Source organism: Parvimonas micra (genome assembly GCF_021300775.1).
Classification (GTDB): domain Bacteria; phylum Bacillota; class Clostridia; order Tissierellales; family Peptoniphilaceae; genus Parvimonas.
This window is the reverse complement of the sequence record NZ_JAJTJP010000001.1, coordinates 267,696-283,820: the sequence shown is the minus strand read 5'-3', so window position 1 is coordinate 283,820 and position 16,125 is coordinate 267,696. Positions and strand designations below refer to the sequence as shown.

The 16,125-nt window shown below is 27.9% G+C and carries 16 protein-coding genes; 1 reads left to right on the top strand and 15 read right to left on the bottom strand.

Features of this window, described 5'->3' with window-relative positions:
* Nucleotides 1–5 precede the first annotated feature (5 nt).
* Nucleotides 6–1,406 carry a UDP-N-acetylmuramate--L-alanine ligase gene (gene murC / locus LW893_RS01515; protein WP_233055460.1) on the top strand — a complete coding sequence of 467 codons (1,401 nt, stop codon included), beginning with the start codon at nt 6–8 and terminating at the stop codon, nt 1,404–1,406.
* Nucleotides 1,407–1,449: 43 nt separating this feature from the next.
* On the opposite strand, the gene trpS is transcribed toward murC, so the two are convergent.
* From trpS to LW893_RS01440, 15 genes are all read right to left on the bottom strand, one after another.
* The gene (gene trpS, locus LW893_RS01510) at nt 1,450–2,439 is read right to left on the bottom strand and encodes a tryptophan--tRNA ligase (protein ID WP_233055459.1); all 990 of its coding nucleotides are present in this window, start codon (nt 2,437–2,439) and stop codon (nt 1,450–1,452) included.
* Between the two features lie 79 nt (nt 2,440–2,518).
* Entirely contained in the window at nt 2,519–4,621 is a 2,103-nt protein-coding gene (locus tag LW893_RS01505; protein WP_233055458.1) for a polyribonucleotide nucleotidyltransferase, read from the bottom strand.
* Between the two features lie 55 nt (nt 4,622–4,676).
* Nucleotides 4,677–4,943 carry a 30S ribosomal protein S15 gene (gene rpsO / locus LW893_RS01500; protein ID WP_004833566.1) on the bottom strand — a complete coding sequence of 89 codons (267 nt, stop codon included), beginning with the start codon at nt 4,941–4,943 and terminating at the stop codon, nt 4,677–4,679.
* Between the two features lie 181 nt (nt 4,944–5,124).
* Nucleotides 5,125–5,661, bottom strand: coding sequence for a GNAT family N-acetyltransferase (locus LW893_RS01495; protein ID WP_233055457.1), 537 nt, complete (start codon nt 5,659–5,661; stop codon nt 5,125–5,127).
* A 15-nt stretch (nt 5,662–5,676) separates the two neighbouring features.
* Nucleotides 5,677–6,906: a peptidase U32 family protein gene (locus LW893_RS01490; RefSeq protein ID WP_233055456.1), complete on the bottom strand. Its 1,230-nt coding sequence runs from the start codon at nt 6,904–6,906 to the stop codon at nt 5,677–5,679.
* A gap of 64 nt (nt 6,907–6,970) precedes the next feature.
* The gene (locus tag LW893_RS01485; RefSeq protein WP_233055455.1) at nt 6,971–7,609 is read right to left on the bottom strand and encodes an O-methyltransferase; all 639 of its coding nucleotides are present in this window, start codon (nt 7,607–7,609) and stop codon (nt 6,971–6,973) included.
* Nucleotides 7,609–7,932: a YlbF family regulator gene (locus LW893_RS01480; protein WP_233055454.1), complete on the bottom strand. Its 324-nt coding sequence runs from the start codon at nt 7,930–7,932 to the stop codon at nt 7,609–7,611. The genes LW893_RS01485 and LW893_RS01480 overlap by 1 nt, the downstream gene beginning before the upstream one ends.
* 8 nt (nt 7,933–7,940) lie before the next feature.
* Nucleotides 7,941–9,581, bottom strand: a complete 1,641-nt coding sequence (locus tag LW893_RS01475) for a ribonuclease J (RefSeq protein ID WP_233055797.1) — start codon at nt 9,579–9,581, stop codon at nt 7,941–7,943.
* 42 nt (nt 9,582–9,623) lie between these two features.
* Nucleotides 9,624–10,067: a Fur family transcriptional regulator gene (locus LW893_RS01470; protein WP_233055453.1), complete on the bottom strand. Its 444-nt coding sequence runs from the start codon at nt 10,065–10,067 to the stop codon at nt 9,624–9,626.
* A 19-nt stretch (nt 10,068–10,086) separates the two neighbouring features.
* Complete coding sequence (locus LW893_RS01465) at nt 10,087–10,323, bottom strand: DUF1292 domain-containing protein (RefSeq protein ID WP_233055452.1); 237 nt, start codon at nt 10,321–10,323, stop codon at nt 10,087–10,089.
* A 10-nt stretch (nt 10,324–10,333) separates the two neighbouring features.
* Entirely contained in the window at nt 10,334–10,759 is a 426-nt protein-coding gene (gene ruvX, locus LW893_RS01460; RefSeq protein WP_233055451.1) for a Holliday junction resolvase RuvX, read from the bottom strand.
* A 55-nt stretch (nt 10,760–10,814) separates the two neighbouring features.
* Complete coding sequence (locus LW893_RS01455) at nt 10,815–11,066, bottom strand: IreB family regulatory phosphoprotein (protein WP_233055450.1); 252 nt, start codon at nt 11,064–11,066, stop codon at nt 10,815–10,817.
* 19 nt (nt 11,067–11,085) lie between these two features.
* Entirely contained in the window at nt 11,086–13,692 is a 2,607-nt protein-coding gene (gene alaS, locus LW893_RS01450; RefSeq protein ID WP_233055449.1) for an alanine--tRNA ligase, read from the bottom strand.
* Nucleotides 13,693–13,701: 9 nt separating this feature from the next.
* Entirely contained in the window at nt 13,702–14,904 is a 1,203-nt protein-coding gene (locus LW893_RS01445) for an AI-2E family transporter (RefSeq protein ID WP_233055448.1), read from the bottom strand.
* Nucleotides 14,905–14,915: 11 nt separating this feature from the next.
* Nucleotides 14,916–16,052, bottom strand: a complete 1,137-nt coding sequence (locus LW893_RS01440) for a cysteine desulfurase family protein (RefSeq protein ID WP_233055447.1) — start codon at nt 16,050–16,052, stop codon at nt 14,916–14,918.
* Nucleotides 16,053–16,125 lie beyond the last annotated feature (73 nt).

The window sequence follows — 16,125 nt, the reverse complement described above, 5'->3', positions numbered from 1 at the left end:
TTAATATGTTTAAGTTTAATTTTGATGATAAGAGTATTAAAAATATACATTTCATCGGTATTGGTGGAATAAGTATGAGTGGAATTGCAAAACTACTTTTAAAAAAAGGTTATAATATCTCTGGTAGTGATAGAAACACTTCTAAAGAAATTCAAATATTAGAAGAAAATGGTGCAAAGATCTTTATTGGACAAAAAAAGGAAAATATTGAAAATCCTGATTTAATTATATATACAGATGCAATATTACCAGATAATGAAGAATTAGTTAAAGCAAAAACAATTGGAGTCCCTTGTGTAACAAGAGGACAATTTTTAGGAGCCTTGATGAGAAATTACACTCATTCTATAGCAATTTCAGGTTCTCATGGAAAAAGTTCAACAACTAGTATGATTTCTAAAATACTAATTAATTCACCTTTCCAACCAACTATTTTAATTGGTGGAAATTTAGATGAAATTGATGGTAATGTACTATGTGGAAATGAAGATTACCTTGTAACAGAAGCTTGCGAATTCAAAGCAAATATTTTACATTATTATCCAAGTATGGCAATCATATTAAATATTGATGAAGATCATTTAGATTTTTACAAAAATCTTGATCATATTGTAGATACTTTCATAGGCTATATGAAAAATCTTGATGAGAATTCAAAAGCAATTATAAATATTGACGATCCAAACTGCATTCCTCTCCTAGAACATATAAAAGGAGAAACTATTACTTTTGGTGTAAATAATGAGGATGCTACTTATAAAATTACAAATATTAGTTTTGATAGAGTTGGTCATCCTTGTTTTGATATTGAAAACGAAAAATTTGGTAAACATCATTTTTGTTTAAATATTATTGGAAGACATAATATTTATAATGCTGCAGCAGCAATAATAGCTACTTATGAAACAGGTATTGATGTAGAATATATCAAAGAAGCAATATCTAAGTATAAAAATTTACACAGAAGGATGGAAGTTTATGGAGTGATTGGAAATAATAAAAAAGCTACCATTCTAACTGATTATGGACATCACCCTAGAGAAATTAAAAGTTGTTTAAGCTCAATAGCTGAACATAAAGAAGGTAGACTTGTATGTATTTTCCAACCTCATACTTATTCAAGAACAAAAACTTTATTAAATGATTTTGCAAAATGTTTTGATGATTGTGATGAAGTTATTGTTACTGAAATTTATGCAGCAAGAGAGAAATTTGATCCAACTATTCATTCTATAGATTTAGTTGAAAAATTAAATAATAACGGTGTTAATTCAATATACTTAAAAACATTTGAAGAAGCAAGAGATTATATTTTTGAAACATTTAAAGATAAAGATACAATTATAACAACAGGATGTGGAAATCCACACGAACTTGCAAAAATGATTGTTGAAGATTATAAATAATTAAAAGAAAAAGACAGAAAATTAAAATTTTCTGTCTTATTTTTTATCTTGGTAAAAATCCAACTTTTTTATAAACTTTCCTAAGTGTTTTATTTGCAAAGTAAGATGCTTTTTCTGCACCTTCTTTCATAACTTTTTCAAGATATGCTTTATCAGAAATAAATTCTTTATGTTTTTCTCTTATAGGTTTCAAACTATCTGCAATTAGTTGACCTAAATCTTCTTTAAATACTGAATAATTTTCGTTTTTATATTTTGCTACAATCTCATCACTAGCTTGTCCACTAAAACCAATATACATATTAATTAAATTTTTTAATCCCTTTTGGTCATCATTATAATCAAAATGTCCTAAACTATCTGTAACAGATTTTCTAATTTTTCTCTTTATAGTTTCTTCATCATCAAGTAGTAATATAAATGAATTTACATCTTCATCAGATTTACTCATCTTTTTTTCAGGATTTTTAAGACTCATAATTTTACCTGTCTCTTTCCCAATTATTCCATCTGGAATAACAAAAGTATCAGAATATTTATTGTTAAATCTTTCTGCTAAATCTCTTGCAAGTTCTAAATGTTGCTTTTGATCAATACCAACAGGAACTAAATCTGTTTGATATAGTAAAATATCAGCAGCCATTAATACGGGATAAGTAAATAAACCCACATTTAAATTTTCTTCTGATTTTTGAGATTTTTCTTTAAATTGAGTCATTCTACTAAGCTGTCCCATATAACTCATACAACTTAATACCCAAGATAATTCTGCATGTTGAGGAACATGTGATTGAACAAAGAGTGTTGATTTTTCAGGTTCTAATCCTGAAGCTAAAAATATCGCCATTAAGTCTAACGTTCTTTCTCTTAATAATTTTGGCTCTTGAGGAACTGTAATAGAATGTAAATCCGCAACATTAAAGAAACATTCATATTGATCTTGTAAGCTCTTGAAATTCTTAATTGAACCCAAATAATTTCCTATTGTTAGTTGTCCTGATGGCTGTAATGCACTATAAACTATTTTTCCCATATTCCATTCCTCCTATTATAAAACACTAACAAAAAAGGTCAATCCTAATTTAGTTAGAATATTGACCTATTAATGTTATTTATTTTTCTTCTTTTTTTGGTTTTTCAAGTAATGCTTTTCTTGACAACTTAATTTTTCCTTGATTGTCAATTTCTATTACTTTAACTTCAACTACATCTCCAACTTTAAATAAGTTTTCAACTTTATCAAGTCTTTCATGAGTCATATTTGAAATATGAAGTAAACCTTCTTTTCCTTTGATTAATTCAACGAATGCTCCAAAGTTAGTAATTGTAGTGATTACACCATTGTAAATTTCTCCTACTTCTATTTCTTTAACAATTTCGTTAATCATTTCTTTAGCTCTTTCTCCATTTTCTTTAGAGTCAGCAGTTATTGCAATACGTCCATCATCAAAAGTATCTATTTTTACTCCTGTTTCATCAATAATTTTATTGATTACTTTTCCACCAGGTCCAATTACTTCTCTAATTTTTTCAGGTAAAATTTGCATAGTAAATATCTTTGGTGCATATTTTGACATTTCTTCATTTGGAGTTGCAATACATTCATTCATAATTGATAAAATATGAAGTCTAGCTTTTTTAGCTTTTTCTAAAGCAGTCGCTAAAATTTCTCTACTAATACCATCAATTTTTATATCCATTTGTAAAGCTGTGATACCATCTTTAGTACCTGCAACTTTAAAGTCCATATCTCCAAAATGATCTTCTAAACCTTGAATATCTGTTAGAATAGCAATTTTATTTGTTTTTTCATCTTTAATAAGTCCCATTGCAATACCTGCAACAGAATCCTTAATTGGAACACCAGCATCTAATAATGAAAGTGTAGAACCACAAATACTCGCTTGTGAACTTGAACCATTTGAAGATAATACTTCAGAAACTAATCTCATTGTGTATGGGAATTCCTCTTCGGTTGGAAGAACTGGGATTAATGCTCTTTCAGCTAGTGCACCATGTCCTATTTCACGTCTTCCTGGACTTCTTAGTGGTCTTACATCACCAACACTAAATGGAGGGAAATTATATTGATGCATATATCTCTTATCATCTTCATCAATAACTCCATCTAAAACTTGAACTTCTCCTGGAGCTCCTAAAGTAGTTAAAGTTAAAACTTGAGTTTGTCCTCTTGTAAATAATCCTGAACCATGAGTTCTTGGTAGTAATCCTCTTTCACAAGAAATCTTTCTAACTTCATCAAGTTCTCTATCATCCGGTCTAATTCCATCTTCAATTATTAATCTTCTAACTTCATCAACTATTACTGATTCGATAGCTGCATTTATTTCTCCCTTTTTATCTTCATAATCAGGTAAGAATTTTTCGAAGATTTCTTTTGTAATTTTATCTAACTTTTCTTCTCTTTCCATTTTATTTGTAGTTCTAAGAGCAGAAATAATTTGTTCCTTACCGAATTCAATTATTGAGTTAAATAATTCTTCATTTCTTTGTTTTAATATAACTTCAGATTTTTCTTTACCAACTTCTTCTCTAATTGATTCTATAAAATTACAAATTGATTTAATTTCTTCATGAGCAAAAAGTATAGCATTTAAAACTTCTTCTTCACTTAAAATATCAGCCCCTGCTTCAACCATCATTATTGCTTCTTTTGTACCAGAAACAGTAATATTAAGTTTTGATTTTTCTCTTTGAGCAATTGTTGGATTGATTACATATTCACCATCAACATATCCAACATTAACAGATCCTGTAGGTCCGTTAAAAGGAATATCTGATATTGTAAGAGCAATAGAAGAACCTATCATTGCAAGTATATCTGGTTGATTATCTTGTTCAACTGACAATGCTGTTGCTATAACTTGAACATCATTTCTATATCCTTCTGGAAAAAGCGGACGAAGTGGTCTATCTATTAATCTAGATGTCAATATTGATTTTTCACTTGGACGTCCTTCTCTTTTAATAAATCCACCTGGTATTTTACCAACAGAATAAAGTTTTTCTTCAAAATCACAACTTAATGGAAAAAAGTCAACTCCTTCTCTAGGTTCTTTAGAGGCACAAGCATTTACTAATACAACAGTTTCTCCACATTGTACAAGACAAGATCCGTTTGCTTGTTCTGCAACCTTTCCTATTGTTACTTTAAGTTCTCTTCCACTTAAGTCATATATAAATTCTCTAACCATTTAATCCTCCTATGGTCTTCTAAAAATAAAGAGCGAATAAATCGCCCTTTAATAATTATCCTCTTATTTGTAATTTACTAGTTAATTCACGGTATCTTTCGATATCAACATTACTAAGATATTTTAAAAGACCTTTTCTTTGTCCGATTAATTTGAATAAACCTCTTCTTGTAGCATGGTCTTTTTTATGTTCTTTTAAGTGTTCAGTTAAGTATTTAATTCTGAAACTTAATAATGCAATTTGAACTTCTGGAGAACCTGTATCTCCTTCGCTTCTTTTAAATTCGTCAATAATTCTTAATTTGTCTTCTTTAGTTATCATTGTAACTACCTCCTAAAATATAATTCACCGTAGCAATGTAAAGGTCGGAGTTTCCATAAACATAGCAACAGTACTTGATAAGTATAACATAAAACGCAACAAAAGTAAACTATTTTTAAAAAATTTTACCGGTTATCATCGAATTTTTATGTTATCGTATATTATAAATTTACAATTATTATTAATTCTTTACTTGTTTTGCCCACTCATCTTTTAAAATTCCATACTTCATTGAATCATAAAATTTATTATTATGGTATCTAACTTTTCTAATTCTTCCTTCGAGTGTCATCCCAATTTTCAAGCTACATTTCATCATTCCGATATTTCCGCTCCAAGTTGTTAGACCTATATGCTCTAAATTTTCTTCGGTATTAAAAATTTCATCTATCCATAATGAAAGTGCCTTAGATCCAATTCCTTTACTCCAAAAATGTTCATCAAAAATTACAATTCCTATTTCAAGCCATCTAGTTTTTTCGCTCTCCCAATATTTTGAAACTATTCCTACTAGAATATCGTTAAAATAAACTCCTTTTACTCTTTCTCCCAAGAAGAATTCTATTTCGCCTGATAGAATAAATTCATCATAAGTTTTAAATTCAAAATCATCAAAATATGGAGCATCATATTCTTTCCATTTAGGTGTTTTACTTGAATATTCTATATCATATAATCGTCTTAATTCATCTCTTTGAATTCTTTTTAGTTCAATCATAAATTTCTCCTTAATTTATTCATCAGATAATTGCTTTCTCATTATATCCCAAGGTTTTACTTCAAATGGTAAAGGCATTTTTATAATTTGTTTTGCTCTTGGAGCAACATCTATTTCTTCGCCTTTATCATCATACATTTTTTCTATTTTAAATGTTTCAAAACCATCTCTAGGACCAAAAAATTCAACTTCGTCTCCAACAAAAATTCTATTTCTCTGTTCTATTGTTGCTATTTTTGTTTCTTTATCATAATCTAAAACAAGTCCAACAAAATCATAGGTTCTTATATATGAACTTGAATTATAAAGTTGGTCATTTTCATCCGGCTTTTTATAGTAGAATCCTTTTGTAAAATCTCTATGACTAGCTTTTTTTATCTCAAGAAGTAGTCTTTCTGACATTTCTTTTGTATAAGTTCCATTTTTAATTGCATCTAGTGCAAGTCTATAACTTCTTATAACAGTAGCTACATAATATTGAGTCTTAACTCTTCCCTCAATTTTTAAGCTATGAATTCCTGCATTAATTACATCTTCAAGAGAATCTAACATACATAAATCTTTACTATTATAAATAAAAGTTCCTTGTTCAGTTTCTTCTATTGGATAGTATTCTCCTGGTCTTCTCTCCTCAACCAAGTTATATTTCCATCTACAAGCATGGGCACAATCTCCCTTATTTGCATCCCTACCACACATATAGTTGCTCAATAAGCATCTTCCTGAATATGAAATACACATAGCTCCGTGAACAAATGCTTCAATGTCAACTTCAGGCACTTCTTTATGAATTAAATTTATTTCTTCTAAAGATAATTCTCTTGCCATTACAATTCTTTTAATTCCTAAATCATGCCAAAATTTTACTGTTCTATAATTTGTAACACTCGCTTGTGTACTCATATGGACTTCAATATCTTTACTTACAGAACGAACTGCAGTATATATCCCTGCATCAGCAACAATTAATGCATCTACACCAATATCTACTAGTGATTTTACATATTCTTCCAATCCTACTAAGTCATCATTATGAGGAATAATATTCATAGTAATGTATATTTTTTTCCCATTTTCATGGACAAAATCTGTTGCTTCCTTTAATTGTTCAACAGTAAAATTTTTGGATGCTTTTCTCAAACCAAATGATTCTCCAGCTAAATAAACTGCATCCGCCCCATATATAATTGCCATTTTTAATTTTTCAATATCCCCTGCGGGGGCTAATAATTCAACATCTTTCATTTATATTTTCTCCTTTAACTATTAAATAGGAATCCAAAAAGAGGATTCCCATTAAATATTTAACCTATTTTTTATAACATATAGCCATTCCATCATCTATTGGAATAATAGTAGTACTAAATTCATCACTATTAGTTATAATTTTTAAAAATTCTTTTAACCTTCTAACTATCGTATTTTTTCTTCTTATATTATTTTTTTCTTTTGCAACAAGACCTCTAAATAAAATATTATCAGAAATCAATATTCCTCCCTGATTTAATCTTTCTATTGATTTTTCAAAAAAACTCATATATTGTCCTTTTGCAGCATCCATAAATATCATATCATATTTATCTGTTATAAAATCAAGAGCATCATTTGCATCAGCATATATAATATCTATATTTTTTTCACAACCAGCTTTTTTTATAAATTCTTTTGCTTTTAAAAAATTTTTTTCATCAATTTCAATTGTTGTTATATTAGAATCAGGATAAGCCCTATTCATTATAATTGAAGAATATCCAATTGCTGTTCCAATCTCTAAGATTCTTTTAGGTTTCTTTAACATTACAAGAAATTCTAAAAATCTTGCTACTTCAACCTCTATTATTGGAACCTTATTTTTTATTGCGAATTCTTCTATTTCAATTAAAACTGGTTCTTTACTTTGTTCTAAACTTCTGATATATTCAGAAACATAATTTGCTACTATTTCCATTATTCTGAAATTGTATCTTCCAACATTTTAACTATATCATTCATTATAGTGGAGATTCTTACCTCTGCAGCCATAAATTCTGATATTTCAGAATTACTCATCAAAATTACATTTAAATCATTAAGTTGCTTTTCTCTATCACTAACATCTTCACCATTTTGTTTTGCAATTTGATAATCATATAATTTCTTATGAAAATCATCTATAATCTTTTTATTTTCAGCATTTTCATCTATTTTTTTCTTTAAACGCTTAAATTCTTTAACTTCATCACAATTTTTAAAATCATTCGAAAAAGTTAAAATACTATTATAAATATTCATAATCCCTCCTATAGTTCAGTAATTATTGGAATAATCATTGGTCCTCTTTTTATTTCATGATAAATATATGAATTCAAATCTTTTCTAATATTATATCTCATAGTTCCAATATCTGTTATTGAATCTTCTTTACACATTAATAAAGTATTTTCTACAACTTTTCTCATTTCAGAAACTAGATCTAGATTTTCTTTTACATAAATAAATCCTCTTGAAACAATTTCAGGTCCAGATATTATTTCTTTACTAGATTTCTCAAGTACAACCATTACAATGATAATTCCATCTTCAGAAAGATGTTTTCTATCTCTTAAAACAGCACTACCAACATCTCCAACACCAAGGCCATCTACTAATATGTTCCCAGATTCAACAGTTCCAGATATAAAACCTTCTTGTTTATAGTTAAATTCAAAAACTGTACCGTTGCGTCCTATAAAAATATTCTCTTTTGGCATTCCCATCTCAACCGCTAATTTTGCATGTCTTTTTAAATGTCTTGATTCTCCATGAACAGGTATAAAATACTTAGGTTTTACTAATGTATGAATTAATTTTAATTCTTCTTGACAAGCATGGCCAGATACATGGACTTCTGCTAGTGAAGAATGAATAACTTTAACTCCCATTTCAACAAGACGATTAACAAGACCAAAAAATATTTTTTCATTTCCAGGTATCGGTGATGCAGAAATAATTACAGTGTCATTTTCTGTTAATACTAGCTTTTTATGTTCTCCATAAGCCATTCTATTTAAAGCACTCATAGGTTCGCCTTGACTACCTGTCATTAAAAGTACAATTTTAGATTCATCATATTTATTAATATTATTCAAATCTATTAAAGTACCTTCTTCTATTTCTAATTTATTTAATTCAGTAGCTACTTTAATAACATTAACCATAGAACGACCTGAAATTGCAACTTTTCTATTAAATTTTTCAGCAGCCTTTATGATCTGTTGAACACGATGTAAATTTGACGCAAATGTTGCAACAATAATTCTACCTTGAGCTTTGCTGAAAAGTTCAACAAAAGTATCTCCTACTGAACTTTCACTCATTGTATAACCTGGTCTTTCTACATTTGTACTATCAGCACATAAAAGCATTACGCCATCCATTCCCCATTGAGCAATACGATGCAAATCCATTTTATCACCATCAATAGGTGTATAGTCAATTTTAAAATCTCCAGTGAAAAGAATATTTCCAACCGGTGTCTTTATCCCAAAACTAACACTATCTGGAATACTATGACAAGCTCTTATAAATTCAACAGAAAAATGTTTAGTTTTAATTGTTTCTCCTGCATTTACTAAATGCAAATTTTCTTTGCTCAAATTATGTTCTTGTAATTTGCTTTCAACTAAACCTAAAGTTAACTTAGTTCCATAAACTGGTACATTTATTTTTTTTAGTATATATGGAACAGAACCTATATGATCTTCATGACCATGTGTCAAAAAAAGTGCTTTAACCCTGTCTATATTTTTCATTAAATAGGTAATATCTGGAATTACAATATCTATCCCTGGCATATCATCATCTGGAAATGTCATACCACAATCTAAAATGATAATTTCATCATCATATTCCAAAATAGACATATTCTTACCTATTTCACCAACTCCACCTAAAGGTATCATCTTTAAAGTTTTCTTTTTATTTTTTTGCACAACAATAATCTCCTATTTTTTTTCAAGATTTAAACAATCTGAGCAACTTCCATAGAATTTTAAATCGTGGTTTGAAACTTTAAATTTATATTTATCTTCAATAATTTCTTCTAAAGTATCTAGATAGTCTTCTTCAACTTCTATAATTTTTCCACAATTCTTACAAATTAGGTGGTGGTGTTGATGTTTGTCATCATCTCTTATAATTTCATATCTATATCTTTTATCATCAAAATCCAATTTATGAACTAAATTCATCTTATCAAAAATTACAAGCGTACGATAAACAGTTGCTATACCTAAATCTTTATCGTATTTACTTGCGATTTCATGTAGTTCTTCTGGACTTAAATGATTACCTTTATTTTCGTTTAAGACATTAAAAACAATTTCTCTTTGTTTTGTAATCTTATAGTTGTTTTCTACTAACAACTTTTTCATATCTTTAACATCCATAACAATTCTCCTTTTTATTTTATTCTTTTTCTGACTTTAACTCCTCATAAACTTCTATTGCATCAGAAAGTTCTTCATCATCTATTCCTTCTAAATTTATATTTCCATCTTTATCATATATTATTTTTAAAATATATGTGTTTACATCATCTTCTGAATTTAAAACTGCGTATTCACTATCATTCATACCAAAAGTTTCAACTAATTCAAAAATTATCTTTTTTCCATTCTCATCATAAGCTTCAAAACGTTCCACTATGTCACTCCTATTTTCTATCTAAGTAAGATTGTAGAATATATGTAGCAGCTACTTTGTCAATTACTTGTTTTCTTTTTTTTCTGCTCATATTTCCTTCTATTAAAATTCTTTCAGCACTTACTGTTGTAAGTCTTTCATCTTGCATAATTATCTCTATATCTAATTTATTTTCCAATAAAAAATTTTTCAAATCATTAACAAAAGTTAAAACTTTTTCGCCTTGTGGACCTATAGAATTATTCATATTTTTAGGAAGACCAATTATAATCTTAATTATATTTTCTTTTGTAATTATTTCTTTTAATGAGTCTAGATCTTTTTCTAGTGTTTCTCTAAATATTGTACTATGTCCTTGAGCCATGATGAATAAAGGATCACTTATTGCTACCCCTATTGTTCTATCACCTACATCTAAAGCCATATATCTATTCATAAATACCTCTTTTTCCTTATGTAAAAGCCCCGGCAAGATTATTGCCGGGAAACTTTTAATCTTTTATATAATTTTCTAGAAACTCTTCAAGAATTTCATCTCTACTTACTTGTCTAATTAAGCCTCTAGCATTATTATAACTAGTTATATAAGTAGGATCTCCTGAAAGAATATATCCTATTATTTGATCTTTAGGATTATATCCCTTATTTTCAAGTGCTGAATAAACAATTTTTATTATTTCTTTAACACTTTTTTTATCACTTGGTATTTCAATTCTCATTGTTTCATTAAATTCGTTTGACATATAATCCCTCCTATATTTTCTAAAATTGAGCTTTTAAAATTTCTTCTGCATTTTCTAAAGCAAAATCAACTTTACTTAAGTCTTTTCCACCAGCTGATGCTATATCTGGTCTACCTCCACCATTTCCACCAACTAATTTTGCAACTTCTTTAACAATATTTCCAGCATTTATTTTTCTTGCATTTAAGTCTTTACTTACACCAACAGTGAAAGTAAGTTTTCCTTGATAAACATTAGCAAATACTATTACACTTGTACCCAATTTATCCCTTAATTTATCAATTAGATCTCTTAAATCATTTTGATTTTCAAATTCTACTTTTTTTGCAATGAAAGATATTCCATCTATATCTTTCTTTTCAGCTATAAATGAATCTAAACTATTTAAAGCTATTTGTGATTTTAATTCCTTTAATTCTTTTTCTAAAGATTTTATTTCTTCATTTACAGATTCAACCTTAGAAACAAGCTCAGGCTTTTTACATTTCAAAATATTTGATACTTCATCAATTTGATTTTCAGTTTTCTTTAAATATTCATATACACTTCTTCCAGTAATAGCTTCAATTCTTCTAACTCCAGCAGCAACACTTGATTCGGAAGTTATTTTAAACATTTGAATTTCACTAACATTTTTAACATGAGTTCCACCACAAAGTTCAATTGACCAACCACCAAATGATACTACTCTAACAACATCTTTATATTTATCTTCAAAAAGTCCAATTGCTCCCATTTTTGAAGACTCTTCTAAAGTCATTTCTTTAATAATAGTATTTAAATTCAAAGCAATTTTATCATTAACTATTTGTTCTACTCTCTTTAAATCTTCTTGACTTACAGCTTCAAAATGAGTAATATCAAATCTTAATTTATTTGCATCTACTAAAGAACCAGCTTGATTAATATGATTTCCTAATACTTCAATTAATGCTTGATGTAATAAATGAGTTGCAGAGTGGTTTTTCATAATGTCACGTCTATTATTAATGTCAATTTTAAATGTTAATTCATCTCCTAAATTAACTGTTCCACTTACTACTTCTACACTATGAAATATACCATTATTTTTATTTTTCTTTGTATCTAATACTTTAATTTCACAATCTGTACCTTCTATAGTTCCAATGTCTCCTACTTGTCCACCACCTTCACCATAAAAAACAGTTCTATCAGATACTAAAAGAGCTTTATCACCTTGTTTTAAAGTTGAAACTTCTTTTTCATCCTTGAATAATTTTATAACTTTTCCAGTACACTCATTATCAGTATAGCCTAAAAATTCAGTTGTTTCTAAAGCTTTCAAATAATCAGTATTTTTTTCACTCCATCCAGCAGATGAAACATTTCTTCCTTCTCTGGCTCTTATCTTTTGATCTTGCATGTTTTTATTAAAAGCTTCTTCATCTACTGTCATTTTTTCTTCTTCTAATATTTCTTTTGTTAAATCTAAAGGAAAACCATAAGTATCGTATAATTTAAAGGCTTTATCTCCAGGTAAAACATTTGAATGTATAGATTTTTCTTCTTCAATATATGCATTTAAAATTCCTAAACCTTGTTCAATAGTTTCTTGGAATTTTGATTCTTCAGCGTTTAAAATTTTAAATATTCTTTCGCTATCTTCTAACAATTCAGGATATTCCATATTATATGCTTCCATTACAACCTTTGAAACATCTACTAAGAAATTTTCCTTGATACCTAATAATTTACCATGTCTTGCAGCACGTCTAATAAGTCTTCTTAAAACATATCCTCTTTGCTCATTACTTGGAATTACTCCATCATAAATTAAGAATGTCATAGCTCTAGCATGATCAGCAATTACTCTTATTGATATGTCTGAAATTTCATTTGATTTATATCTAACTCCAGAAATTTCTTCAATTTTCTTAATAATAGTATCAATTAATCCTATTTCAAATATATTATCTTTTTCTTCTAAAACAAGAGTTATTCTTTCAAGCCCCATACCAGTATCAATATTTGGATGCTCTAATCTTTGATAATTTCCATCTTTATCTTTATTGAATTGAGTGAATACTAAATTCCAAATTTCCATAAATCTATCATCTGGATTTGTATATTTTTCTCCTCTATCATACATAATTTCAGAACAAGGACCACAAGGGCCAACTTCTAATTCCCAAAAATTATCTTCTTTTCCTAATCTCTGAATTTTTTCTGCAGGTAATCCAATCTCATTTTTCCAAATATTATAAGCTTCATCATCTTCTTCGTAAACTGTAACAGATAATAAATCTTTATTAATTTCCAATCTATCAGTTAAAAACTCCCAAGCCCATGTAATAGCTTCCCTCTTAAAATAATCACCAAAGGAGAAATTACCTAACATTTCAAAGAAAGTTCCATGTCTTTGAGTTTTTCCTACATTATCAATATCAGCAGTTCTAATACATTTTTGACTTGAAGTTGCTCTATTTTTACTCATTTTTTTTACACCTGTAAAATAGTCTTTTAAAGGAGCCATTCCAGCATTAATAAGTAATAAACTTTTATCATTATTTGGAATTAAAGGATAACTTTTTAAACGTAAATGTCCCTTACTTTCAAAAAAATCTAAATATTCTTCTCTAATTTCATTTAATCCTAATTTTCTCATATTTCCCTCTTAATTCTCATTTTTATCTTTATATAAATATTTTTTTACATACGGTTTAGTATTATCATAAATTATCTTAACTACAGCTGCGACTGGTACAGAGAAAATCATTCCTAATACTCCAAACATTCCTCCACCAACAATTAATAAAATTAAAACTATAAGAGGATGCATTCCAGTGCTGTCTCCAAGTATTTTTGGTCCTAATATGTTATTTTCTAACCATTGTACAAAACCAAACAATGCTGCAACCCATAATGCAGTAAATGGTCCTTTAAATAATGCAAGTAAAACTGCAGGAATAAATCCTAAAAACGGTCCTATGTAAGGTATAATATCTGCTACACATGTAATAACCCCTATTACAAAGGAGAATTCAATTCTAAATACCATTAAGTATATCATAGTAGCAACACCAACAAATATTGCCATTATAATTCTACCTCTTACGAACATAGATAAAGATTCATCAATTTCTTTCCAAACTTTAACAAAAAAATTCTCATACTTATCTGGCACACTTTTACTAATCGCATTCAATATTTTATCTTTTTCAAGCAACAAATAAAACGTTATAACAGGAATTAAAATTAACTGAATTATGATACCAATAAAATTTGATATTCCTGCAACCATTCCTGTTATCCAAGTTCCAGAGGATGCTAGCATGGTATTCGCAATTTTTACAAGTTGACCATTTACACTTGTTATCATTTGATTAATAAAAGGAACATTTGTAAATAAATTTTGTCTAATACTTTCACTATAATCAACAAAATTTCTTACCATATCTGGTAATGAAAATAGTAAATGTTTAAACTGTTTAAATGTACTTGGAAATATTCCTATTGCTAAAATAAAGATTGAAAGTGCTATTATAACATAAATAAGTATTATTGCATACAATCTTTTTATATTCTTTTTCTCTAAAAATTTCATAAAAGGATTTAAAATATATGCTATAATTACAGATGCTAAAAAAGTATATAAAGTAACCTTTAAAATAGTATATGTTCTAAATAGTATATACATTATAAATATAGATAGAATACAAAGTGTAATTCTTAAAACCTTATATTTATTAAATTTTATTTTTTCTCCATTTTCTAGCCTTTTATTAGAAAATTGAATTGAAACATATATTCCAACAACTAATAAAATTGCAATCAATATCTTTATAGTAATATTTAAAAACAAATCAAAATTTGGCATGTTACCTCCATCTAATCAATTATTTCTTTTAAAGCTATAATAAACTCATCTATTTCTTCAAATGAATTATTTTCACTAAAACTAATTCTAATTGCGCTATTTTTTAATTCATCATCTAAGCCCATCGATTCTAAAACATGTGAATTCTCAACAGCACCGCTGCTACAAGCTGATCCTCCCGAAATGCAAATTCCTCGAAGATCCATACTCATGATTATCATTTCTTTATCAACTCCAGGAAAAGAAATGTTTATATTCCCTGAAGCTCTGTTATCTAGAGATCCGTTGATAACATATTTTGGTATATTATCTTGTAATTTAGTTAAAAAATAATCTCTTAAAGAAAATCTTTTTGAAATATTTATATCTATTGACTTTCTCAAAATATCAATAGCTTTAGAAAACCCTACAATACCTGCTACATTTTCTGTTCCAGCACGTCTAGAACGTTCTTGACTTCCGCCAAATATAAAATTTTCAATATCTATACCTGATTTAATATATAAGGCTCCAATTCCTTTTGGTGCGTGCACTTTATGACCAGATATAGAAAGCAAATCAACATTTAAGTCTTTGACATTGATTCTAATCTCTGGTAAAGCTTGAACTGCATCTGTGTGAAATATAATATTAGGATTTTTATCTTTAACAGCTTTACATATCGTTTTTATATCTTGAATAGTTCCGATTTCATTATTTACATACATTATAGATACTAAAACTGTATCTTTTCTTAATGCATTAACTACATCTTTTACATCTATAAAACCTTCCTTATTAGGATTAATAAAAGTAACATCAAATCCTAATTTATTTAAGAATTTTGATGTTTCTATTACTGCCGAATGTTCAAAAGAACTAACAATAATATGACCAGTATTATGACCTTTAAATAATGTAGGTCCGATCAATGCCCAATTATCTGCTTCTGTTCCTCCTGATGTAAAAAATAATTCATTCTTATCTGCATTTATATATGTTGAAATATTCTCTCTTGATTTTTCAATTGCAACTCTAGATTTTTGTGAAAATTCATAAACTGAAGATGGATTTGAGTAATTTTTTATCATAAACTCATCCATTGCATCGTAAACTTCTTCATATAAACTTGTAGTTGCAGAATTATCAAAATAAATAATATTATCCATATGCACAAAACTCCATTTTTAAAATAAAATATATCACTATAATTATACTCTAATATGCTATAAAATACAAGAA

Bases quoted from the DNA above. Each gene is read 5' to 3' on its own strand.
- LW893_RS01490 (WP_233055456.1), bottom strand. From the start codon at position 6,906: ATGAAAGATGTTGAATTATTAGCCCCCGCAGGGGATATTGAAAAATTA.
- LW893_RS01470 (WP_233055453.1), bottom strand. From the start codon at position 10,067: ATGGATGTTAAAGATATGAAAAAGTTGTTAGTAGAAAACAACTATAAG.
- LW893_RS01485 (WP_233055455.1), bottom strand. From the start codon at position 7,609: ATGGAAATAGTAGCAAATTATGTTTCTGAATATATCAGAAGTTTAGAA.
- trpS (WP_233055459.1), bottom strand. From the start codon at position 2,439: ATGGGAAAAATAGTTTATAGTGCATTACAGCCATCAGGACAACTAACA.
- LW893_RS01505 (WP_233055458.1), bottom strand. From the start codon at position 4,621: ATGGTTAGAGAATTTATATATGACTTAAGTGGAAGAGAACTTAAAGTA.
- ruvX (WP_233055451.1), bottom strand. From the start codon at position 10,759: ATGAATAGATATATGGCTTTAGATGTAGGTGATAGAACAATAGGGGTA.
- LW893_RS01445 (WP_233055448.1), bottom strand. From the start codon at position 14,904: ATGCCAAATTTTGATTTGTTTTTAAATATTACTATAAAGATATTGATT.
- alaS (WP_233055449.1), bottom strand. From the start codon at position 13,692: ATGAGAAAATTAGGATTAAATGAAATTAGAGAAGAATATTTAGATTTT.
- rpsO (WP_004833566.1), bottom strand. From the start codon at position 4,943: ATGATAACTAAAGAAGACAAATTAAGAATTATTGACGAATTTAAAAGA.
- LW893_RS01440 (WP_233055447.1), bottom strand. From the start codon at position 16,052: ATGGATAATATTATTTATTTTGATAATTCTGCAACTACAAGTTTATAT.
- LW893_RS01495 (WP_233055457.1), bottom strand. From the start codon at position 5,661: ATGATTGAACTAAAAAGAATTCAAAGAGATGAATTAAGACGATTATAT.
- LW893_RS01475 (WP_233055797.1), bottom strand. From the start codon at position 9,581: ATGATACCTTTAGGTGGAGTTGGTGAAATAGGTAAGAATATGTCTATT.
- murC (WP_233055460.1), top strand. From the start codon at position 6: ATGTTTAAGTTTAATTTTGATGATAAGAGTATTAAAAATATACATTTC.
- LW893_RS01455 (WP_233055450.1), bottom strand. From the start codon at position 11,066: ATGTCAAACGAATTTAATGAAACAATGAGAATTGAAATACCAAGTGAT.
- LW893_RS01480 (WP_233055454.1), bottom strand. From the start codon at position 7,932: ATGAATATTTATAATAGTATTTTAACTTTTTCGAATGATTTTAAAAAT.